The following is a 23,126-nucleotide window of genomic DNA, read 5'->3' as shown; positions in this document are numbered from 1 at the left end:
GGATGTTTAAAGGAGTTATGGCATGCAGTTAAGTGGAGCAGAAATTGTAATAGAATGTTTGAAAGAACAAGGGGTAGACACTGTTTTCGGATATCCGGGCGGCGCGATTCTCAATGTATATGATGAATTGTATAAGCATCGAGGAGAAATCCGGCATATTCTTACTTCCCATGAACAAGGAGCCTCTCATGCGGCAGATGGGTATGCGCGGGCTACTGGGAAAGTTGGTGTCTGCCTTGCTACAAGCGGTCCGGGAGCAACGAATCTTGTAACCGGTATTGCAACGGCATATATGGATTCAATTCCGATCGTAGCGATTACCTGTAATGTGGGTGTGTCCCTTCTTGGAAAGGACAGTTTTCAGGAAATTGATATTGCAGGGATTACGATGCCGATCACAAAATATAGTTTTATTGTAAAAGACGTAACGAAACTGGCAGATACGATCCGAAAAGCATTTCGTATTGCGAAGACAGGGCGTCCGGGACCGGTTCTTGTCGATATACCGAAAGATATCACAGCAAAAGTAACAGAATATATTCCCGAAGAATTAGGAAAATGTGCGAAGGAAGATTCCTCAAGAAAAGTTCCGCGTATGGATGAGGGACGGTTTGAACGCGTTATTTCCATGTTGGAAGAAGCAAAAAGACCATTTGTATTTGTGGGAGGAGGCGCGGTTCTTTCCGGCGCAAGCAAAGAATTAAAAGAGTTTGTGGATAAACTCGATTCTCCGGTAACAGATTCTCTTATGGGAAAAGGCGCTTTTCCGGGAACAGATCCGCGGTATACGGGAATGCTTGGCATGCACGGTACAAAAGCATCCAACTTCGGAGTAAGTGAATGTGATCTTCTCGTTGTTATGGGTGCAAGATTCAGTGATCGTGTCACCGGAAATACAGAAAAATTTGCGAAAAATGCGAAGATTATTCAGATTGATATTGATCCGGTGGAAATTAATAAAAATGTTTTGATTACAGAAGAGATTATCGGAGATTTGAAAGACGTTTTGAAAACGTTGAATAAACATTTGAAACAGCAGGATCATACAGAATGGATGAACAAAATCCAGGGTTACAAAGAGCAGTATCCTTTGAAATATCATCCTGATGTGCTTTCAGGACCATTTCTTGTAGAAGAAATTTACCGTCAGACAAAAGGAGAGGCGCTTATTGTGACAGAAGTCGGACAGCATCAGATGTGGGCGGCACAGTATTATAAATACACAAAGCCTAGAACACTTCTTACTTCCGGAGGACTCGGTACGATGGGGTATGGGCTTGGAGCTGCCCTTGGAGCAAAGACCGGATGTCCGGATAAGATTGTGGTGAATATTGCCGGAGACGGATGTTTCCGCATGAATATGAATGAAATCGCGACGGCAGTACGCCATAATATTCCTATCATACAGGTTGTGGTAAATAATCATGTACTCGGAATGGTACGTCAGTGGCAGGATCTCTTTTATGATGAACGGTATTCGGCAACAGTGCTTCGGGATGCGGTTGATTTTGTGAAACTCGCGGAGGCGATGGGTGCAGAAGGAATGAGAGCGACATCCAGAGAGGAGTTTAAAGAAGCGTTTGCCAAAGCGCTGACATTAAACTGCCCGGTTGTGATCGATTGTCAGATCGACAGTGATGACAAAGTATGGCCCATGGTGGCGCCGGGAGCAGCAATCAGTGAAGTGTTCGATGAAGATGACATGTAAACGCCTGAACAGGCATATGTGTAATTACAAAAGTAAATTAATAAAAACAGGAGGAAGGAACATGAGCAGAGTATACAACTTTTCAGCAGGACCGGCTGTATTGCCGGAAGAGGTATTGAAAGAGGCGGCGGCAGAGATGCTCGATTACAACGGAACAGGAATGTCGGTGATGGAGATGAGCCATCGTTCGAAAGCATTTGAGGAGATCATCAATTCGGCGGAACAGGATTTGAGAGATTTGATGAATATACCGGATAATTATAAGGTATTGTTCCTGCAAGGCGGAGCGTCCCAGCAGTTCGCCATGATCCCGATGAATTTTATGAAAAATCGGGTGGCTGATTATATCATTACAGGTCAGTGGGCGAAAAAAGCGGCGAAAGAAGCGGAAAAATACGGAAAGGTAAATCGTGTTGCTTCATCTGAAGATCAGACGTTTTCTTATATTCCGGATTGTTCTGATCTGCCGATTTCAGAGGATGCGGACTATGTGTACATTTGTGAGAATAATACAATTTATGGAACAAAATTCAAAGAGCTTCCGAATACGAAAGGAAAAACACTGATTGCAGATGTGTCCTCCTGTTTCCTTTCTGAGCCGGTTGACGTAGAGAAATATGGAATGATCTATGGAGGAGTTCAGAAAAATATCGGTCCGGCAGGTGTTGTGATCGCAATCATTCGCGAAGATCTTATTACAGAAGACGTACTTGAGGGAACACCGACGATGCTTACATACAAAACACATGCAGACGCGAAATCTCTTTATAATACACCGCCGGCATATGGAATCTATATTTGCGGAAAGGTATTCAAGTGGCTGAAAGCTCAGGGAGGACTTGAGGCGATCAAAGAGAAGAATGAGAAAAAAGCAAAAGTGTTGTATGATTTTCTTGATCAGAGTAAAATGTTCAAGGGAACGGTAGTGGAAAAAGATCGTTCGCTTATGAATGTTCCATTTGTAACAGGAGATGCAGATCTTGACGCTAAATTTGTAAAAGAAGCAAAAGAAGCAGGACTGGAGAATCTGAAAGGTCACAGAACTGTCGGCGGAATGCGCGCAAGCATTTATAATGCAATGCCGTATGAAGGCGTTGTGGCGCTGGTAGAATTTATGAAAAAATTTGAAGAGGAGAATGCGTAATTATGTATAGATATCATTGCTTAAATCCGATTTCCAATGTAGGACTGGATCAGTTGGATGACAATTATATGAATGTAAATACAGCAGAGGGGGCAGATGCGATTCTTGTGCGGAGTGCAAAGATGCATGAGATGGAGTTTGACAAAAATCTGAAAGTCATTGCCCGTGCAGGTGCAGGGGTGAATAATATCCCTCTTGAGCGTTGTGCAGATGAAGGAATTGTTGTCTTTAATACTCCCGGAGCGAATGCGAATGGCGTGAAAGAACTTGTGATCGCGGGAATGCTTTTGGCAGCAAGAGATATTATCGGCGGAATCAACTGGGTTCAGGAATATGAAGAGGACGGCGATATCGCGAAGATTACAGAGAAAAAGAAGAAAGCTTTTGCAGGAACGGAATTGGAAGGAAAAAAACTCGGTGTGATCGGACTTGGTGCGATCGGAGTTCTTGTGGCAAATGCAGCCCTTCATCTTGGCATGGACGTCTATGGATACGATCCGTATGTTTCAGTTGATTCGGCATGGAGATTGTCCCGTAATATTCATCATGCAAAGACAGTGGATGAGATTTATAAAGAATGCGATTATATAACAGTTCATGTACCTGCGTTGGAAGATACAAAAGGAATGATTGATAAAAATGCAATCAGCCTTATGAAGGAGGGCGTTGTTATTTTGAACTTTGCCCGTGATGTTCTTGTGAATCAGGAAGATATTGTAGATGCTCTTGTATCAGGGAAAGTACATCGTTATGTGACGGATTTCCCGACGAAAGAGATTGTAGGTGTGACCGGTGCGATTGTAATCCCGCATCTTGGAGCGTCAACAGAAGAATCAGAAGATAACTGTGCGAAGATGGCGGCTGCGGAAGTGAAAGATTTCCTCGAAAACGGAAATATCACACATTCTGTAAACTTCCCGGATTGTGATATGGGAGCGAAAGGAGAAGGGGAGAGAATTACAATCCTTCATAAAAACATTCCGAATATGATCGGACAGTTTACCACTCTTTTGGCAGAAAAAAATATGAATATCGAAGTCATGACAAACAAAAGCCGGAAAGAATACGCATATACAATGCTTGATGTAGACGGAACTGTTTCAGAAGATGTGGAAGCACAGTTGGCGGCGGTAGAAGGCGTATTGAAAGTAAGGGTGATCAGATAATCGTTTGATCAATGTGTTTATAATAAAAAAGAAAAGAGGTGAAGTCTCTTTTCTTTTTTGATTCCTTGCTTTTTTCAAAAAGGCAAAATATTTGAGAAAAATAATTTCACACAGGTTGACATATTTTGCATATTTGTATACAATTATACAAGCATACAAAAATGCGGTACAAATATATTTGAAGTAAACAATGTATGAGGACTGATGCAGTCAGAGGAGGATAACTTAATGGAAAACAGAAAAGTATTTTTAAACAAACATACGAACCTGCTGGAATTAGAGGAGCATATGTATCCGTTAGTAGACGTAGATACACCGAATGTGTTTCGAAATTTATTTCATTACGACGAAATTCCGAAGATTGCATTTAACGACCGAATCGTACCTCACAATATGCCGGATGAAATTTGGATCACGGATACAACATTCCGTGATGGTCAGCAGTCCAGAGCACCGTATACGACAGAACAGATTGTAACAATCTATGATTATCTGCACAGGTTGGGCGGACCGAAAGGAAAAGTACGGCAAAGCGAATTCTTTTTATACAGTAAAAAGGACAGGGATGCCGTTTACCGCTGTTTGGAAAAAGGGTATAAATTTCCGGAGATTACAAGCTGGATCAGAGCAAGCAAAAAAGATTTTGAACTTGTAAAAGAAATCGGATTAAAAGAGACAGGAATTCTTGTAAGCTGTTCGGACTATCATATTTTTTATAAATTGAAAATGACGAGAAAAGAGGCGCTGGAACATTATCTTTCGGTTGTTCGCGAATGCATGGAAACAGGAGTGCGCCCACGCTGTCATCTGGAAGATATTACAAGATCAGATATTTATGGATTTGTAATTCCGTTTTGTCTGGAATTGATGAAACTGATGGAAGAATATAAGATACCGGTGAAAATCCGTGTTTGTGATACGATGGGATATGGAGTGAATTTTCCGGGGGCTGTGATCCCAAGATCAATCCCTGGGATTATATACGGTTTGATGACCCATGCCGGCGTTCCGAGTGAGCTGATCGAATTCCATGGACATAATGATTTCTATAAAGCCGTGAATAATTCGACGACAGCATGGCTGTATGGCGCTTGCGGCGTGAACTGTTCTTTGTTTGGTATCGGAGAAAGAACAGGAAATACACCTCTTGAAGCTATGGTCTTTGAATATGCGCAGCTTCGGGGAACTCTGGACGGTATGGATACGACAGTGATCACGGAACTTGCGGAGTATTATGAGAAAGAGATCGGATACACAGTGCCTTCAAGGACTCCTTTTGTCGGTAAGAATTTCAACGTGACACGGGCGGGAATCCATGCAGACGGTATGCTGAAAAATGAGGAGATTTATAATATTTTTGATACAGATAAATTTTTGAATCGTCCGGCTCTTGTGTCGGTTTCTAATACTTCCGGAGCAGCTGGCATCGCATACTGGATTAATGCATATTTTAAGCTTTCAGCAGAACGCCAGATTGATAAAAATTCGGAGCTGGTTTGCCGCCTGAAAGAATGGGTAGACAAACAGTATGAAGACGGACGAGTTACGGTCTTGACAGACGAAGAATTAATTGCCAAAATAGAGAGTGTGTGCAAGGAACTGCACATCACATTGTAAATTGTAATCGGAGGATTTCAGATGGAAGAATATCAGGATCATTCTCTTGGAGGCCGCGTATTCCAGAAGATACGGGAAGACATTTTAAATGGAAAATATAAAGAAAATGACGAGCTTCGGGAGACAGCCATTGGGAAAGAACTCGGAGTGAGCCGGACGCCTGTGCGTGAAGCATTGCGTCAGCTTGAACTGGAAGGGCTTGTGACGATCATTCCGAACAGAGGGGCATACGTATCAGGTATATCACATAAAGATATATGGGATATTTATATGATTCGATCGATGCTGGAAGGACTGTGTGCCCGCTGGGCTGTGGAACATATTACGGAAGAACAGCTCGATGAGCTGGAAGAATCACTTCTTCTTTCTGAGTTCCAGATGAAAAAAGAAAGTGGATTCAGCACGGAGCAGGTTGCCGCGTTAGACGGACGTTTTCATGCAGTTCTTTATGAAGCTTCGGGAAGCAAGATGCTGAAACATGTTCTGACAGATTTTCATAATTATGTGCAGAGAGCAAGAAGATCATCGATCGTATCCGAAGACCGGGCGAGAAAATCAATTCGTGAACATAGACAGATCTTGCGTGCGATCAAAGACAGAGATGCGGAGATGGCAGAGCAGCTTGCGAACGAACATATTATGCATGTAATGCAAAATCTGAAAAAGCAGGGATACTAGATCCGAAAAAGCTGAACATACGTCAAAAGCCATAAAAGGACAATAGGACGATGTATGGAAAAGATGGGGGCAAAAAAGTTCATATAAAAAGGAGAAAAGAACAATGGAAAAAATCAAAATGACGACACCGCTTGTAGAGATGGACGGAGACGAGATGACAAGAATTCTTTGGAAAATGATCAAGGATGAGCTTCTTATCCCATATATTGATCTGAAAACAGAGTATTATGATCTCGGATTGGAACATAGAAATGAAACGGACGATCAGGTAACAGTTGATTCGGCCATGGCGACAAAGAAATACAAAGTAGCGGTAAAATGTGCGACGATTACCCCGAATGCGGCTCGTATGGATGAATATGATCTGAAGGAAATGTGGAAGAGTCCGAATGGTACGATTCGTGCAATTCTTGACGGAACAGTATTTCGTGCTCCGATCGTAGTGAAAGGAATTGAACCGTGCGTGAAGAACTGGAAGAAACCGATCACCATTGCAAGACATGCATACGGAGATGTATATAAAGGTTCAGAAATGAAAATTCCGGGAGCGGGAAAAGTTGAGCTTGTCTATACAGCAGAAGATGGAAGTCAGACGAAAGAGCTTGTACATAATTTTGACGGACCGGGTATAGTGCAGGGAATGCATAATATCAACAAATCAATCGAAAGCTTTGCGAGAAGTTGTTTTTCCTATGCGCTTGATACAAAACAGGATCTTTGGTTTGCCACGAAAGATACGATCTCTAAAAAATACGATCATACATTTAAAGATATCTTCCAAGAAATATATGATGCGGAATTTGATGCAAAATTTAAAGAAGCAGGAATTGAGTATTTCTATACACTGATTGACGATGCGGTTGCCCGCGTGATGAAATCTGAAGGAGGATATATTTGGGCTTGTAAAAACTATGATGGTGATGTGATGAGCGATATGGTATCTTCTGCATTCGGTTCTCTTGCAATGATGACTTCTGTTCTCGTTTCACCGGAAGGTTACTATGAGTATGAAGCGGCTCATGGAACGGTACAGCGTCATTATTATAAGCATCTGAAAGGAGAAGAAACATCGACAAATTCAGTTGCTACAATTTTTGCATGGACAGGAGCGCTCAGAAAAAGAGGAGAGCTTGACGGCAATGCGGAATTGATGGAATTTGCAGACAGATTGGAAAAGGCAACGATCGATACGATTGAAGCCGGAGAGATGACAAAGGATCTTGCGCTGATTACGACGATTGAAAATCCGACGGTGCTCAACAGCGAACAGTTTATTAAGGCAATCGCAAAACGCCTGTAAAAGAGGATCAGAAAACTAAAAAATATGTCCGCAGCGATAAAGAAGAATCACTGCGGACATATTTTATTTGCTGTATAGAAATTAAATTTTGATCACACCTTGTTTGTATTCGTTTTGAAAGGCGGTTTTAAATTTATCTGTCACAACAGATGTGTATAAATTTGATGCAAGAATATCATTTTGGAGCATTTTGCGTCCTAAAGAAGGAAGGGCTTGGCTTTCAGACAGCCTGATAAGAAGCGGCAGGGGGCTTTCCTTTGAAATACGGGTCAGCAGTTTCTCGCGGTCTTTTCGAAAACCTAAAAGACGGGCGTAAAAATGATAACCGTTTTCGGTATATGCTGTCACATCATTTTTTTTGATTCCGAGCATAATATGAAGAAGTGCACGGTTGATCCGCGTCTGTGTCAGCTCTCTTGTTTTCAGCAGTTCACAAAATTGTTTGTAATTGAAAAACAGATTGAGCTGAGAGCAGATTCTGTTTGCAAGTTCTTCTGAGACGTCCATGTAGCGAATTAGACTTTCCGGGTGTTTGTTCAGCAATTTGTATTTGAGAATGATGGAAAAATCATTCTGATAAACGGGATACGAAACTTTGTGATAATCTTTTAAAAGTTTCAGGCAGCAGTTTGGCACTTGTGATTCCAGTTCTCCAAAAATGTTGAAGGGAATGGTGTCGTCAAAAGCGCCTTTGGGAAGATCGTCATATTTTCTTAATGAAGAACCTGAATATGCGAGGAGAGAGCGGATCGCCGATGCAGAACTTAAATGAGCCGCATCAAGTTCCTCGTCATGATAGTGTGCTCCTTTACGCTGGATCGTGTAAGGCTTCATTGTACTGCCTGATTTTTTGATCGCTTTTAAATATTCGATGCCTAGGATATTGTTCGGTTCATCCAAAAGGGCGGATAAATTACGCTCGGGAAGATATTCTTTGAGCGCTTCTTTTCGAGCTGAAGGAAAAGAGAGTCCTGTTTTTAAATATTTTTTCAGCAGAGTCCGATATCCTTCCGGTTCACAGCAGAACAGATCCGCAATTTCGGATAAAGCGTCCAAATCGCCGCATTCGCTTCCGAAACAAAGAGAATCTACGATTTGGAGTTGGTTTAATAAGGAGACTGCGCTTTGAGCAAACAGTTCCGCGCTTCCGGTGGCGTAGCAGACCGGAAGTTCAAAGACGGCAGATGCGCCGCATTCTAAAGCGGATTCAACACGCAGACGTTTGGGCATGACAGCCGGAACACCGCGCTGTACATAGTCGCCGCTCATAACAACAATTACGGAATCGGCGCCTGTTATCCGTTTTGCCTGTTGAATATGGTAGAGATGTCCGTTGTGAAAAGGATTATATTCTGTAATAAGTCCGACAATTTTCATAAGAAACTCCTTGTATATCATTTTCTACCATATTATACTATAAAAAGATGGGTTTTTACAGCAAAAGATATCTTAGGAGATGAGGAGTTAAGCATGGATCAGGAAAATAGACTTGGTGTGGAGCAGATGCTTGAGTTGCTTGAAAAGCATGATTTTAAACAATTAAAGGAAGAATTGGAGTCCGTGCATCCGGTAGATATTGTAGATGTACTGGAAGAGCTGGATAAAAAACAGCGTATATTGATCTTCAGACTTTTGGCAAAAGAAGAAGCTGCTGAAGTGTTTACCGATATGAACAGCGACATGAGAGAAGAGTTGATCAATGCCCTGACAGATTCTGAATTGGAAGAAGTTATGGAAGAGATGTATGTTGATGACACCGTCGATGTGTTGGAAGAGATGCCGGCAAATGTCGTGGATCGTCTTTTGATGGCGACGGATGAAGAGACAAGAAAGAAGATCAACGCACTTTTGCAGTATCCCGAAGACAGTGCCGGAAGTATTATGAATATTGAATATATCAGTCTTCGGAAAGAGATGACGGTTGCAGATGCGATTTTGCGAATCCGTCAGGTCGGCATTAATAAAGAAACGATCTACACATGCTATGTGACGGAAAAAAGAAAATTGATCGGAATGGTTGATGTGAAAGACCTGTTGACGGCAGGAGAATCGAGGCTGATCGAAGAAATTATGGATGAGAATGTGCTGTATGCCCGCACGTTGGACGATCAGGAATATGTGGCGAATATGATCAATAAATACGGTCTTGTAGCAATACCGATCATTGATCATGAAGACTGTCTTGTCGGGATTGTAACCGTAGATGACGCCATGCTTGTATTGCAGGATGAAACGACGGAAGATATCAGTATCATGGCCGGTGTCAGTCCGAATGAGGATTCCTATTTTGAGACTTCTGTTTTCCAGCAGGCGAAAAACCGTACTCCGTGGCTGATGCTTCTGATGCTTTCGGCGACGATCACAGGAGAGATCCTTGGATATTATGAGAATGCAATGGCTGCAATGCCGATTTTGATCACGTTTATTCCGATGCTTATGGGAACAGGAGGAAACTGCGGATCTCAGAGTTCGACGCTGATTATTCGTGGTCTGGCGGTCGGAGAAATTGAATTTTCGGATATTTTTAAAGTAATCTTTAAAGAAGTCCGGGTGGCGCTTGTAGTGGGAACGCTTCTTGCATTTGTAAACGGCGTGAGAATCTGTATTATGTACGATCGTAATATTATGTTGGCAGTTGCACTTGGGATTACGATGATCGCAGTTGTAATGATGGCAAAGTGTATTGGATGTATTCTTCCGCTTTTAGCGAAAAAGATCGGACTTGATCCTGCAATCATGGCAGCGCCTTTGATCACAACGATCCTCGATACATGTACGATTCTTGTTTACTTCAATATCGTGACAACGATGTTTAAACTTTGAACAAAGAGAGGGGATTGTACTTAAAAATGCACATGAAATCCCCTTGTATACAAAATTCATTTGCGTTATAATAAAACTATAATTGTGAAAAATGAAAGGTGGCTTTTAAATCATGGGATTTATCGATGAAATCAAGGCAAGAGCAAAAGCGGAAAAAAAAGTGATTGTTCTTCCGGAGACAGAGGACGAAAGAACTTATAAGGCTGCGGAAACAGTCTTAAAAGAAGGAATTGCAGAGCTGATTCTCGTAGGAAGCGAAGAAGAGATCGAGAAAAATAAAGGTACATACGATATTACAGGCGCTGCGATTGTCGATCCTGCGAAAAGCGATAAAACAGAAGCTTATATTGCAAAACTTGTTGAATTGAGACAGAAAAAAGGAATGACAGAAGAACAGGCAAGAGAACTTCTTCTGAACAATTATCTGTACTACGGTGTTATGATGGTGAAGATGGGAGATGCTGACGGTATGGTATCCGGAGCATGTCACTCCACAGCTGACACACTTCGCCCGTGTCTTCAGATCCTGAAGACAAAACCGGGAACAAAACTTGTATCCGCATTCTTTTTGATGGTTGTTCCGGATTGTGATATGGGAGCGGATGGAACATTTATTTTCGGAGATGCCGGACTTGAACAGAATCCTGACCCGGAAAAACTGGCGAACATTGCACTTTCTTCCGCAGAATCATTCAAAGTTCTGACAGGAAAAGAACCGATCGTGGCAATGCTTTCCCATTCTACAAAAGGCAGTGCAAAACATGCGGATGTCGATAAAGTAGTAGAGGCAACGAAGATAGCGCATGAACTTGCACCGGAACTGAAACTGGACGGAGAACTTCAGCTTGACGCTGCAATCGTTCCTGAGGTGGGGGCATCGAAAGCTCCGGGCAGTGAAGTTGCAGGACATGCGAACGTATTGATCTTCCCTGATTTGGATGCCGGAAATATCGGATATAAACTTGTGCAAAGACTTGGAAAAGCAGAGGCGTACGGACCGCTTACACAGGGAATTGCAGCTCCGGTAAATGATTTGTCCCGCGGTTGCAGCGCAGAAGATATTGTAGGCGTTGTTGCGATTACAGCAGTTCAGGCACAGGCAGAATAAGAAACAGATTTTATGGAAAGCATACGAGAAGCTTTCTGTTTATAAAGGTGATAAAAACAAGAAATTTGGAGGAAAAGTAATGAACGTATTAGTAATTAACTGTGGAAGTTCTTCCCTGAAATTCCAGCTCATTAATGCGGAATCAGAAGAAGTTCTGGCAAAAGGAATTTGCGAGAGAATCGGAATTGACGGACGTCTGACTTATCAGCCGGAAGGCGGAGAAAAAGAAATATCCGAAAAAGCAATGCCGACTCATACAGAGGCGATCCAGTTTGTTATTGAGGCGCTTACAAATCCGAAGACAGGTGTTGTGAAGAGCCTTGATGAGATCGGAGCTGTCGGACATCGTGTTGTACATGGCGGAGAAAAATTTGCATCTTCAGTTGTGATTACGGAAGAAGTGAAGAAAGCTATCGAGGAGTGCAATGATCTTGCTCCGCTTCATAATCCGGCAAACTTAATTGGTATTACGGCTTGTGAAAAACTGATGCCGAATACACCTATGGCCGCTGTATTCGATACAGCGTTTCATCAGACAATGCCGGAGAAGGCATATATGTACGGACTTCCATATGTATATTATGAGAATTATAAGATCAGACGCTACGGCTTCCACGGAACAAGTCACAGCTTTGTTTCTAAAAGAGCAGCAGAAGTGATGGAAAAACCGTATGAAGATCTGAAAACGATCGTATGTCATCTTGGAAACGGATCCAGTGTGACAGCAGTTATGAATGGAAAATCAGTAGATACTTCCATGGGAATGACTCCGTTGGAAGGTCTTGTAATGGGAACTCGTTCGGGGAATATTGATCCGGCGATTATGGAATTTATTGCCGAGAAAGAAAACCTTGACATTGCAGGTGTGATGGATGTTCTGAATAAGAAATCGGGAGTATTCGGTATTTCAGGAGAACTTTCCAGTGATTTCCGTGATCTGACAAATGCAATGAATTCAGGAGATAAGAAAGCAAAGATCGCAATGGATGTATTTTCTTACAATGTTGCGAAGTATATCGGTGCTTATGCCGCTGTGATGAACGGTGTGGATGATATCGTGTTTACAGCAGGTATCGGTGAGAACGACGATTATGTAAGAGAGCAGGTATGTTCCTATCTCGGATATCTTGGTGTTGACTTCGATAAAGAGATCAATACAGGTTTGAGAGGAAAACAGGCTGAGATTTCAAAACCGGGCTCAAAAGTAAGAGTATTTGTTATCCCGACAAATGAAGAGCTTGCAATCGCAAGAGAGACATTGGCGCTTGTTAAATAAGAAAAAACAGAGTTGTCTTAAAGATCGTACAGAAAATACTATATTTTGTGTATTTTCATGAAAATGACGGTTGACAAACAGAATTTACATGATATAATAATTCAGGTATGAATAGGAGTAAATAACGATGTTAATTAACCTATCAGACGTTTTGTCAGACCAGCATAAGACAGTTGAAGAGACTGTGCCGCTTACGATGAAGGAAGTCCGGATGAAATCCGGAACTTATCCGATCGTTGAGAGTGAGCCGGTTCATGTCCGGGTAGAACATGTCAGGGGAAAGGAACTGCTTATTTATGCAGACACCAGACTTGTGACGGTCATTCCCTGTGACAGATGCTTGGAGGATGTCAGATATGAATTCGTTTTTGATTTTACGAAGCATGTCGACATAGGTCTCTCCGACGCAGAACTGACAGAGGAGCTGGATGAATCAAACTTTATTGACGGATATCATCTTGACGTGGACAAACTACTCAGCAATGAGATCTTGTCGGGATGGCCGGAAAAAGTATTGTGCAGGGACGAATGTAAAGGTCTTTGCCCGGTATGCGGTCAAAATTTGAATACGGGGTCCTGTGATTGTGAAGATCCGGGGCTTGATCCTAGAATGTCAGTTGTCCGTGACTTATTTAAGAATTTTAAGGAGGTGTAACCTATGTCAATCTGCCCAAAGAATAAATCTTCTAAAGCAAGAAGAGATAAAAGAAGAGCTAACTGGAAAATGAGCGCTCCGAACCTTGTAAAATGCAGCAAGTGCGGCGAACTCATGATGCCTCACCGTGTATGCAAAGCTTGCGGCGCATACAACAAACGTGAGATCATTTCCGTTGACTAATCGTTAATTAAATGAGAAGGACGTAAAATGTGATTTTACGTCCTTTTTTTGTTGCAATGACGACTGCTTACAATCCTGGAATGTGCCTTTTGGCACTTCCGGTGATTGTGTGTTAACAGCATATCGTTTAGTGGAGACAGGATTTTGAACTGTCCGGCGATGTGGGAGGTTTGAAGATGAAGCAAGGATCTCCTGCATGATTATGTAATAAAAGAGATACGACAGACATTTTTTTGTTGATTTTTACAATAATATCAATTAGAATAATTTCAGTAGCGTTAGGAGGAATGGAGATGTCTGACATGACAAGAGTAGCGCTTGATGCGATGGGCGGTGACAATGCGCCGGTCGAGATGGTAAAAGGCGCTGTAGAAGCAGTACAAAAGCGGAATGATATTCAAGTTCTGCTGACAGGAAAAGAAGAGATACTAAAGGATGAACTTGCAAAGTATACATATCCGGATGGAAGGATTGAGATCGTGAATGCATCCGAGATCATTGAGACAGCGGAGCCGCCGGTAAAAGCAATCCGAAGCAAGAAAGATTCTTCTCTTGTAAAGGCGATGAAGCTTGTCAAAAACGGGGACGCAGACGCCTTTGTTTCGGCAGGAAATTCCGGGGCGGTTCTCGTTGGCGGCCAGCTTCTTGTCGGAAAGATCAAAGGGGTGGAACGATCACCGTTGGCGCCGCTTATTCCGACGCTGAAAGGAGTTTCTCTTTTGATCGACTGCGGAGCGAATGTAGATGCACGACCTTCCCATTTGGTTCAATTTGCCAAGATGGGATCCATTTATATGGAAAGCGTTGTAGGGAAAAAGAATCCTACGGTCGGTATTGTGAATATCGGTGCAGAAGAAGAAAAAGGAAATGCCCTTGTAAAAGAAACGTTTCCGCTTTTGAAGGAATGCTCTGAGATTAATTTTATCGGAAGTGTGGAAGCGCGTGAAATTCCTTACGGGAATGTAGATGTCATCGTATGTGAAGCATTTGTAGGCAATGTGATCCTGAAGCTTTATGAAGGCGTTGCAGGAGCGCTTGTCAAAAAGATCAAAGGCGGCATGATGGCAGATTTAAGAAGCAAGATCGGAGGTCTTTTGGTGAAACCCGCTCTAAAAGAGACACTTAAAGATTTTGATACAAGTGAACATGGCGGAGCGCCGCTGCTCGGATTAAAAGGTCTTGTTGTGAAAACTCACGGAAGTTCGACTTCAAAGGAAGTATGTAATTCGATTATTCAGTGCGTTACATTTAAAGAGCAGAAAATCAATGAAAAGATAACAGCAGTTATTCAGCAAAATCAGGAAAATATGTAAAGATTAAGTGAGGAGAAAATGTTATGGAATTTGAAAAACTTCAAAAAATTATCGCAGAGGTTCTCAATTTAAGCGAGGAAGAAATTAAACCGGACAGCACATTTGTAGATGATCTTGGAGCAGATTCTCTTGATGTATTCCAGATTATCATGGGAATCGAAGAAGAGTTTGACATCGAGATCGATAATGAGGAAGCAGAGAAAATAACAACGGTTCAAGATGCTGTTGATCAGATTAAAAAAGCAGTGGAATAATTTAGTGAAAAATGAAAAAGCCCCTGTGGGCTTTTTCGTTTTAAGCGGGAAAACGATAAAGAAAGAATGAACGGCAGTAAAGACCGGGAAAGAGTAAAAGATGAGCAGAAAGTTAAAAGAATTGGAAAAAAAGATCAATTATCAGTTTCAGAATTTTTCCCTGCTTGAGCAGGCAATGATGCATAGTTCTTATACGAATGAGCATCGGCTTGAAAAATATAAATGCAACGAGCGGCTGGAGTTTTTGGGAGACGCTGTTTTAGAATTGATTTCCAGTGAATTTTTGTTTCGGCAATCTCCGAAGGTGCCGGAAGGGGAACTGACAAAAACGAGAGCCAGCATGGTCTGTGAACCGTCTTTGGCGATGTGTGCAAAGGAGATTGATCTGGGAAGTTATCTCCTTCTCGGAAAAGGGGAAGAAGTAACAGGAGGACGGCTTCGTGATTCTGTGACGTCAGACGCGCTGGAGGCGCTTATCGGGGCGATTTATCTGGACGGTGGTTTTACTAATGCAAAAGAGTTTATACATCGGTTTGTACTGACAGATCAGGAGGATAAGAGGCTCTTTTATGATAGTAAAACTATCCTTCAAGAGATGGTTCAAGCTGAAAAGCTTGGAGAGATCGAGTACCGCCTTATCGGTGAGGAAGGACCGGATCATAACAAATCTTTTACCGTGGAATTGATGATCCATGGAAAATCCTATGGCAAGGGTAAGGGACGAACGAAAAAAGCGGCGGAACAGCAGGCCGCTTACAAGGCGATCCATGTGCTGAAAAAAAGATAAAGCAGGTGTTCTATGTATTTAAAGAGTATTGAGGTGCAGGGGTTTAAATCCTTTGCAAATAAGATTAAATTTGATTTCCATAATGGGATTACCGGCATTGTCGGACCAAATGGAAGCGGTAAGAGTAATGTTGCAGATGCGGTGCGGTGGGTACTCGGAGAGCAGAGAGTGAAACAGCTTCGAGGCGGTACGATGCAGGACGTTATTTTTTCGGGGACAGAAAACCGAAAACCGCTTAGTTATGCTTCGGTTGCAATTACGCTTGATAATGCAGATCATCAGCTTCCGGTAGATTATGAAGAAGTGACTGTGACGAGAAAGCTGTATCGTTCAGGAGAAAGTGAATATCTGATCAACGGGGCATCCTGCCGATTGAAAGATATCAATGAGATGTTTTATGATACAGGAATCGGAAAGGAAGGCTATTCGATCATCGGGCAAGGTCAAATTGATAAAATTTTGAGCGGAAAACCGGAAGAACGAAGAGAACTGTTTGATGAAGCGGCCGGAATTGTGAAGTTTAAACGGAGAAAGAACCTTTCGGTGAAGAAACTGGAAGAAGAACGAATGAATCTGACCCGTGTAAACGATATTTTACAAGAGCTGGAAAAACAGCTTGGACCGCTGGAAAAACAGTCAGAAACAGCGAAAGAGTATTTAAAGAAAAAAGAAGAGTTAAAGACATATGATATAAATATGTTCCTTTTGGAAGAAGAGCGTATTCGCGGCTGTTTGAAAGAGACAGAAAAGAAGTATGAGATCGCGTCATCGGAATTAGAAGAGTCAAATATCCGATATGAGAAAATGAAAGAAGAGTATGAGGCAGTCGAAGAAGAATCCGAAAAGATTGATCTTGCCATCGAAAATGCGAAGAATAAGCTGAACGAGACAAATCTTCTGAAACAACAGTTAGAAGGTCAGATTAACGTATTAAAAGAGCAGATCAATACAGCTCGTATGAACGATGAGCATTATGAAAATCGGTTGAATACTGTTTATTCTGAAATTAATATGCGAAGAGAACAGAAAGTGTCTCTTGAAGAAGAACAGAAAAATCTTACAGAAAAACTTCATGAAGTGTCGCAGTCGGACGAAACGTTGAAAAATCGATTGATTGAAGTACAGACTCTTATTGCCGAACATACAGAAGAAATAGAGCAGTGTAAGCAGGAAATCATGGAACTTCTTGGAAACAGAGCGTCTACGAAGGCAAAAATTCAACATTTTGATACGACAAGAGATCAGATTTCGACAAGAAAATCTGTGCTTGCAAGAAATATTTTGGAAGTGTCCGCAAAGGCAAAAGAGCAGGAAGAACAACTGCGGGAATATGAAGAGCAGTTGGCAGCGGTCCGGGAGAAGATCCGTCTTTGCAATGCTCAGATCCGTCAAAATGAACAGAAGATACAGGAATTCCAAAAGGAATTAAATACCAGACAGGAAAAACTGAATATTGGAAGAACCGCATATCATAGAGAGGCATCCCGTTTAGAATCTTTGAAAAACATTACTGAGCGTTATGACGGATACGGGAACAGTATTCGTAAAGTGATGGCGAATAAAGATAAGAATCCGGGACTGATCGGAGTAGTGGCAGATATCATCAAAGTTGATAAAGAGTATGAGATCGCAATCGAGACTGCTTTAGGCGGAAGCATTCAAAATATTGTTACGGATAATGAAGAGACAGCGAAGAAAATGATTTCCTTCCTGAAAATGAATAAATTCGGGCGAGCAACTTTTCTCCCGCTTACAAGTATGAAAGGCGGCGGAGGCATCCGTAATGGGGAAGCGCTCAAAGAACCGGGAGTGATCAGTACTGCGGATCGGCTGGTTCATGTAGAAGAAAGATTTGTCGGACTGGCAGAACAACTGTTAGGCAGAACGCTTGTCGTGAAAACGATTGATGACGGTATTTTTATTGCGCGGAAGTATAAACAGTCGATCAGACTGGTGACATTAGAAGGGGAATTGATCAATCCGGGCGGTTCGATGACCGGAGGAGCTTTTAAAAATTCCAGCAATCTTCTGAGCAGAAGAAGAGAGATCGAAGAGTTTGAAAAGACAGTCGTGATGCTGAAAAAGGAGATGGATACCGCAGAGGAGGAGGTCAACAGGATCAAATCCGAACGTGCAAACTGCTACAATAGAGTGGATGACATCCGCCAAGAATTAAGAAAAGCTTCTGTTCTTGAAAATACGGCGAAAATGAATGCAGAGCAGACAAAGATGCGTATGGAAGAGGCAAAACAGCGCTGTGCAGGTTATGTTTCGGAACAGGCTAAGCTGGAGTTGGAGTTAGGTGAAATATCTGAGAATGAAGAATCGATACGCCTGGAACTCGAGACGTCTGAAAATTTGGAAAAAGAACTGAATCTGCGGATTGAAGAACTGCAAAACCGGCTGGAAAAGGAGAAAGAAACAGAGAGCGAACAGATTAAAATTTCGGAGGACTCTCACTTATCTCTTGCGGGAATGGAGCAGCAGCATCTTTTCGTATCAGAGAATATTTCTCGTATTGAAGAGGAGATTACGAAATTTCAAGGTGAACTGGAAGCATTGGATGAGAATAAGGATCATGCGTCGGAGGAGATCAAAGAAAAGGAAACTAAGATAAGAGAACTCCGGGAGACGATTGAAAATTCGAAAGAGCTGTTTGAAGAAATAGAAAAAGAAATCAAAGAGCAGACGGCGGGAAGAGATGCATTAAACAAAAAGCATAAACAATTTTTGCAGATGAGGGAGGATTTGTCAAAACATATCTCCGCTCTCGATAAAGAATGTTTCCGTTTGGACAGTCAGAAAGAATCTTATGAGGCGGCATCTGAAAAACAGATGAATTACATGTGGGAAGAGTATGAGATTACTTATAATCATGCAATGGAACTTCGAGATGTGAACTTAACAGATCTTGCTTATATGAAGCGTCAGATACAGGAATTGAAAAATGAGATCCGAAAACTTGGAACGGTCAATGTGAACGCTATTGAGGATTTTAAAAGTGTTTCCGAAAGATACACTTTTTTGAAAAATCAGCATGATGATCTTGTTGAAGCGGAACAGACGCTTGTTCAAATTATAGAAGAATTAGACGCTGCAATGCGCAAACAGTTTGCCGAGCAGTTCGGAAAAATAAAAGAAGAGTTTAATACGGTGTTCAGACAGTTGTTCGGAGGCGGAAAAGGAACGCTGGAATTGATGGAAGATGAGGATATTTTGGAGGCAGGAATTCGGATTATTGCGCAGCCTCCAGGGAAAAAGCTTCAAAATATGATGCAGCTTTCAGGCGGAGAAAAAGCACTGACAGCGATTTCCTTGTTGTTTGCAATTCAGAACTTAAAGCCTTCTCCGTTCTGTCTTCTTGATGAGATTGAGGCGGCGCTGGATGACAATAATGTAACTAGATTTGCGCAGTACCTTCATAAATTGACCGAGAATACGCAGTTTATTGTAATTACGCACCGAAGAGGAACGATGACGGCGGCGGACAGGCTGTATGGAATTACGATGCAGGAGAAAGGTGTCTCAACACTTGTGTCAGTTGATCTTTTAGAAGATAAGCTGGATAATTAAATGAAAAAGGGATCAGAGAAAGGAAGTGGAAGATAAATGGAAGAAAAAAAGGGGTTTTTCAGACGTCTGGTATCAGGATTGGCAAAGACGAGAGATAATATTGTATCCGGGATGGACAGTATTTTTCATGGATTTTCCAAGATTGACGAGGACTTTTATGAGGAATTGGAAGAGACATTGATCATGGGAGATCTTGGTGTTCGTGCGACAATGGAAATATTAGAAGACCTTCGGACGAAAGTAAAAGAAAACCATATTAAAGAGCCGATTGAATGCAGGCAGCTATTGATCGACAGTATCCGGGAGCAGATGGATGTAGGAGAAACAGCATATGAGTTTGAGAACCGTACCTCGGTTGTATTTGTGATCGGTGTCAATGGAGTGGGAAAGACAACTACGATCGGAAAGTTGGCAGGAAAGCTGAAAGGACAAGGAAAAAAGGTTGTTCTTGCAGCGGCCGATACATTCCGTGCTGCGGCAGGGGAACAGCTTCGAGAGTGGGCAAACCGCGCGGATGTAGATATGATCGGCGGCCAGGAAGGAGCAGATCCGGCAGCGGTGATCTATGACGCGGTAGCTGCGGCAAAGGCAAGACGTGCAGACGTCCTTTTATGCGATACGGCAGGACGGCTTCATAATAAGAAGAATTTGATGGAAGAATTAAAGAAGATCAATCGGGTGATCGACAGGGAATATCCGGAAGCTTTTCGGGAAACGCTCGTTGTCCTGGATGCAACAACCGGGCAAAACGCATTAGCGCAGGCAAAAGAATTTAACGAGGCGGCAGATATTACAGGCGTTATTCTTACAAAGATGGACGGAACGGCAAAGGGAGGCATTGCAGTTGCAATTCAGGCGGAACTTGGAATTCCGGTAAAATATATTGGAGTTGGAGAGACGATAGATGATCTCCAGAAATTTGATGCAGATGAGTTTGTAAAGGCGTTGTTTTACAGAGAGGATGAAGAAAAATGATGACGTTGGAGAAATTTGAAGAGGCCAGTGAACTTGTAAAGAAAGTGACGAATCCGACAAAGCTTGTGTTCAGTGATTATCTGAGTGAGCAAAGCGGAGGGAAGGTTTATTTGAAACCGGAGAATATGCAGCATACCGGAGCATATAAGATCCGGGGAGCATATTATAAAATCAGCACTTTGTCCGAGGAAGAAAGAAGCAGGGGATTAATTACGGCATCTGCAGGAAATCATGCCCAGGGTGTTGCATTTGCCGCAAAAAAATTCGGTTGTAAAGCTGTGATTGTCATGCCTACCGTTACACCGCTGATCAAGGTGAACCGGACAAAAAGTTATGGGGCGGAAGTGATTCTTCACGGAGATGTCTATGACGATGCTTATGCTTATGCGTGTGAGCTGGCAGAAAAAGAAGGTTATACGTTTGTACATCCTTTTAATGATACGGATGTAGCAACTGGGCAGGGTACGATTGCCATGGAAATTGTACAGGAACTTCCGACGGTTGATTATATTCTTGTACCGATTGGCGGCGGCGGACTTGTTTCAGGAGTGGCAACTTTGGCAAAAATGCTGAATCCGAAAATAAAAGTGATCGGTGTGGAGCCGGCAGAGGCGGCAAGCATGAAAGCGGCGCTTGCAGCAGGAGAAGTTGTGCAGCTTGAAAGTGCCAACACGATCGCAGACGGAACTGCGGTGAAAGCGGTAGGAGATAAAATTCTTCCGTATGTTATGGAAAATGTAGATGATATTCTTCTTGTAGAAGATGATGAATTGATCGGTGCATTTCTTGATATGGTAGAAAATCACAAGATGATCGTAGAAAATTCAGGTCTTCTGACGGTGGCTGCTTTAAAACAGCTTGACTGCAGAGGGAAAAAGGTCGTTTGCGTATTAAGCGGAGGAAATATGGATGTCATTACGATGTCATCTATTGTACAGCATGGTCTGATCCAGCGCGACAGGATCTTCTCTGTATCTGTACTTCTTCCTGATAAACCGGGTGAACTTGTACAGGTTGCCCAGACGATCGCAGAGGCGCAGGGCAATGTGATCAAGCTTGAACACAATCAGTTTGTAAGTACAAACCGAAACGCAGCAGTAGAGCTTCGAATTACGATGGAAGCATTTGGTTCAGAGCATAAACATGAGATACTGCAGGCATTGGAAAAGAAGGGATATCGTCCAAGACTGATCGGAGCGAAGCTGTATTAGTATAAAAGTGCATATAATTTCGACATAAAACAGAGATGAAAAAGGAAGAAAGAACTTTCCGAAAAAGATCGATAAAGATAGAAGCGATAGGGACAGAAAAAAGGATGAACACAAAAGATTTCGTGCTCATCCTTTTTGGCTGTTATGATGCAGTGTCAAAACCGTTAAATCTGTTCGCCTCTGGCATGTTTTTCCAAAAGTGCATGGATTTTATCTGTCGGATTCATTACGGAACCGATTGTAATATCGTGGTTCAGAGAATCGATAATCAATGCAAGGAATTTACTCATGTCAGCTTTGACAAAATATGGTTTTTCGTACAATTCTGCCGGAAGATATGTGAGGTTTGTTGTAATGACTTTATTGATATATCCTTTTTCGTAGTATTCATCAAATTTTTCAAAACCTTCTGTGAACAATCCGAAAGTTGTACATACGAAAACACGGCCGGCATTTCGTTCTTTTAACTGTTTGGCAACATCAAGCATACTTCCGCCTGAAGCGATCATATCGTCTACGATAATGACGTCTTTTCCCGAAACATCGTCTCCGAGGAATTCGTGAGCCACGATCGGGTTCTTGCCGTTGATGATCGTAGAGTAATCACGGCGTTTATAGAACATTCCCATGTCTACTCCGAGAACATTCGAAAAATAAACGGCGCGGTGCATCGCTCCTTCATCAGGACTGATGATCATCAGATGGTCTTTGTCCGGAATGAGATCCGGGACAGCGCGAAACAGCGCTTTCATAAACTGATACGGCGGGTTGAAGCTGTCAAATCCGCTTAGAGGAATGGCATTTTGTACGCGGGGGTCATGCGCGTCAAACGTAATGATATTTGAAACGCCCATTGCGTTTAATTCTTCCAAAGCGAGCGCACAGTCAAGAGACTCACGTTTTGTACGTTTGTGCTGGCGGCTTTCATAGAGGAATGGCATGATGACGTTGATACGTTTTGCTTTTCCGGTTGCAGCGGAGATGATACGTTTCAGATCCTGAAAATGATCATCAGGGGACATGTGATTCAACTGACCGCTGACAGTATAAGTCAGGTTGTGGTTGCATACGTCCGTCATGATGAAAAGATCTGTTCCGCGAATCGTTTCTTTGAGAAGGCCTTTTGCCTCTCCGGTGCCGAAACGGGGACAGCAGCAATCTACAAGATAGTTGTTAGATTTGTAATTTACATACAGGGGAGACTCGGATACTTCGTTGATCGTATTTTCACGGAAAGAAACAATATAATCATTTACTTTCTGTCCGAGCTCACGGCAGCTCTCCATCGCAACGAGCTTTAACGGTGCGGCAGGAAGAGTTTTTTCTAAAAGTTCGATGTTTGACATAGTATTCTC

The 23,126-nt window shown here is 42.3% G+C and carries 19 protein-coding genes; 17 read left to right on the top strand and 2 right to left on the bottom strand.

Annotated features, from left to right (window positions below; genetic code table 11):
- Positions 1-22 precede the first annotated feature (22 nt).
- The 6 genes from ilvB (at position 23) to RCH61_RS03085 (ending at position 7,613) form a co-directional block, all read left to right on the top strand.
- Positions 23-1,708, top strand: a complete 1,686-nt coding sequence (gene ilvB, locus RCH61_RS03110) for a biosynthetic-type acetolactate synthase large subunit (protein WP_306479845.1) — start codon at positions 23-25, stop codon at positions 1,706-1,708.
- A gap of 61 nt (positions 1,709-1,769) precedes the next feature.
- Positions 1,770-2,852 (top strand): 3-phosphoserine/phosphohydroxythreonine transaminase, encoded by a 1,083-nt coding sequence (gene serC, locus RCH61_RS03105; protein WP_178007614.1) that lies wholly within the window; start codon positions 1,770-1,772, stop codon positions 2,850-2,852.
- A gap of 2 nt (positions 2,853-2,854) precedes the next feature.
- Complete coding sequence (locus tag RCH61_RS03100; protein ID WP_178007612.1) at positions 2,855-4,018, top strand: phosphoglycerate dehydrogenase; 1,164 nt, start codon at positions 2,855-2,857, stop codon at positions 4,016-4,018.
- Between the two features lie 228 nt (positions 4,019-4,246).
- On the top strand, positions 4,247-5,635 hold the full coding sequence (locus tag RCH61_RS03095; protein ID WP_178007610.1) for a 2-isopropylmalate synthase: 1,389 nt from the start codon (positions 4,247-4,249) through the stop codon (positions 5,633-5,635).
- A 21-nt stretch (positions 5,636-5,656) separates the two neighbouring features.
- The gene (locus tag RCH61_RS03090; RefSeq protein ID WP_178007608.1) at positions 5,657-6,313 is read left to right on the top strand and encodes a GntR family transcriptional regulator; all 657 of its coding nucleotides are present in this window, start codon (positions 5,657-5,659) and stop codon (positions 6,311-6,313) included.
- A 103-nt stretch (positions 6,314-6,416) separates the two neighbouring features.
- Positions 6,417-7,613 (top strand): NADP-dependent isocitrate dehydrogenase, encoded by a 1,197-nt coding sequence (locus RCH61_RS03085; RefSeq protein ID WP_178007606.1) that lies wholly within the window; start codon positions 6,417-6,419, stop codon positions 7,611-7,613.
- An 81-nt stretch (positions 7,614-7,694) separates the two neighbouring features.
- On the opposite strand, the gene RCH61_RS03080 is transcribed toward RCH61_RS03085, so the two are convergent.
- The gene (locus tag RCH61_RS03080) at positions 7,695-8,990 is read right to left on the bottom strand and encodes a nucleotidyltransferase (protein ID WP_178007604.1); all 1,296 of its coding nucleotides are present in this window, start codon (positions 8,988-8,990) and stop codon (positions 7,695-7,697) included.
- A gap of 93 nt (positions 8,991-9,083) precedes the next feature.
- Between RCH61_RS03080 and mgtE the strand changes: the two genes are divergently transcribed.
- The 11 genes from mgtE to ilvA all read left to right on the top strand — a co-directional run bounded on the left by mgtE (position 9,084) and on the right by ilvA (position 21,771).
- The gene (gene mgtE, locus RCH61_RS03075) at positions 9,084-10,436 is read left to right on the top strand and encodes a magnesium transporter (protein ID WP_178007603.1); all 1,353 of its coding nucleotides are present in this window, start codon (positions 9,084-9,086) and stop codon (positions 10,434-10,436) included.
- Between the two features lie 112 nt (positions 10,437-10,548).
- Positions 10,549-11,544 carry a phosphate acetyltransferase gene (pta, locus tag RCH61_RS03070; protein ID WP_178007601.1) on the top strand — a complete coding sequence of 332 codons (996 nt, stop codon included), beginning with the start codon at positions 10,549-10,551 and terminating at the stop codon, positions 11,542-11,544.
- A gap of 79 nt (positions 11,545-11,623) precedes the next feature.
- Positions 11,624-12,820 (top strand): acetate kinase, encoded by a 1,197-nt coding sequence (locus RCH61_RS03065; protein WP_306479844.1) that lies wholly within the window; start codon positions 11,624-11,626, stop codon positions 12,818-12,820.
- A gap of 127 nt (positions 12,821-12,947) precedes the next feature.
- A complete protein-coding gene (locus RCH61_RS03060; RefSeq protein WP_306479843.1) occupies positions 12,948-13,475 on the top strand; it encodes a YceD family protein in 528 nt (175 codons plus the stop codon).
- Between the two features lie 3 nt (positions 13,476-13,478).
- The gene (gene rpmF / locus RCH61_RS03055) at positions 13,479-13,658 is read left to right on the top strand and encodes a 50S ribosomal protein L32 (RefSeq protein WP_004846204.1); all 180 of its coding nucleotides are present in this window, start codon (positions 13,479-13,481) and stop codon (positions 13,656-13,658) included.
- 293 nt (positions 13,659-13,951) lie between these two features.
- The gene (gene plsX, locus RCH61_RS03050) at positions 13,952-14,971 is read left to right on the top strand and encodes a phosphate acyltransferase PlsX (RefSeq protein ID WP_306479842.1); all 1,020 of its coding nucleotides are present in this window, start codon (positions 13,952-13,954) and stop codon (positions 14,969-14,971) included.
- Between the two features lie 23 nt (positions 14,972-14,994).
- A complete protein-coding gene (gene acpP / locus RCH61_RS03045) occupies positions 14,995-15,225 on the top strand; it encodes an acyl carrier protein (RefSeq protein ID WP_306479841.1) in 231 nt (76 codons plus the stop codon).
- Between the two features lie 100 nt (positions 15,226-15,325).
- Complete coding sequence (rnc, locus tag RCH61_RS03040) at positions 15,326-16,012, top strand: ribonuclease III (RefSeq protein ID WP_306479840.1); 687 nt, start codon at positions 15,326-15,328, stop codon at positions 16,010-16,012.
- Positions 16,013-16,024: 12 nt separating this feature from the next.
- Positions 16,025-19,585: a chromosome segregation protein SMC gene (gene smc / locus RCH61_RS03035; RefSeq protein ID WP_306479839.1), complete on the top strand. Its 3,561-nt coding sequence runs from the start codon at positions 16,025-16,027 to the stop codon at positions 19,583-19,585.
- A gap of 36 nt (positions 19,586-19,621) precedes the next feature.
- Positions 19,622-20,560, top strand: a complete 939-nt coding sequence (gene ftsY, locus RCH61_RS03030; protein ID WP_178007421.1) for a signal recognition particle-docking protein FtsY — start codon at positions 19,622-19,624, stop codon at positions 20,558-20,560.
- Positions 20,557-21,771 (top strand): threonine ammonia-lyase, encoded by a 1,215-nt coding sequence (gene ilvA, locus RCH61_RS03025; RefSeq protein ID WP_178007423.1) that lies wholly within the window; start codon positions 20,557-20,559, stop codon positions 21,769-21,771. The genes ftsY and ilvA overlap by 4 nt, the downstream gene beginning before the upstream one ends.
- Positions 21,772-21,935: 164 nt before the next feature.
- Here the strand turns inward: ilvA and RCH61_RS03020 are convergent, their stop codons facing one another.
- Complete coding sequence (locus RCH61_RS03020; protein WP_178007426.1) at positions 21,936-23,117, bottom strand: ribose-phosphate pyrophosphokinase; 1,182 nt, start codon at positions 23,115-23,117, stop codon at positions 21,936-21,938.
- Between the last annotated feature and the right edge of the window lie 9 nt (positions 23,118-23,126).

This window comes from Mediterraneibacter sp., from assembly GCF_030825015.1.
Taxonomy (GTDB): domain Bacteria; phylum Bacillota; class Clostridia; order Lachnospirales; family Lachnospiraceae; genus Mediterraneibacter.
This window is presented reverse-complemented; position numbering and strand designations above follow the sequence as displayed.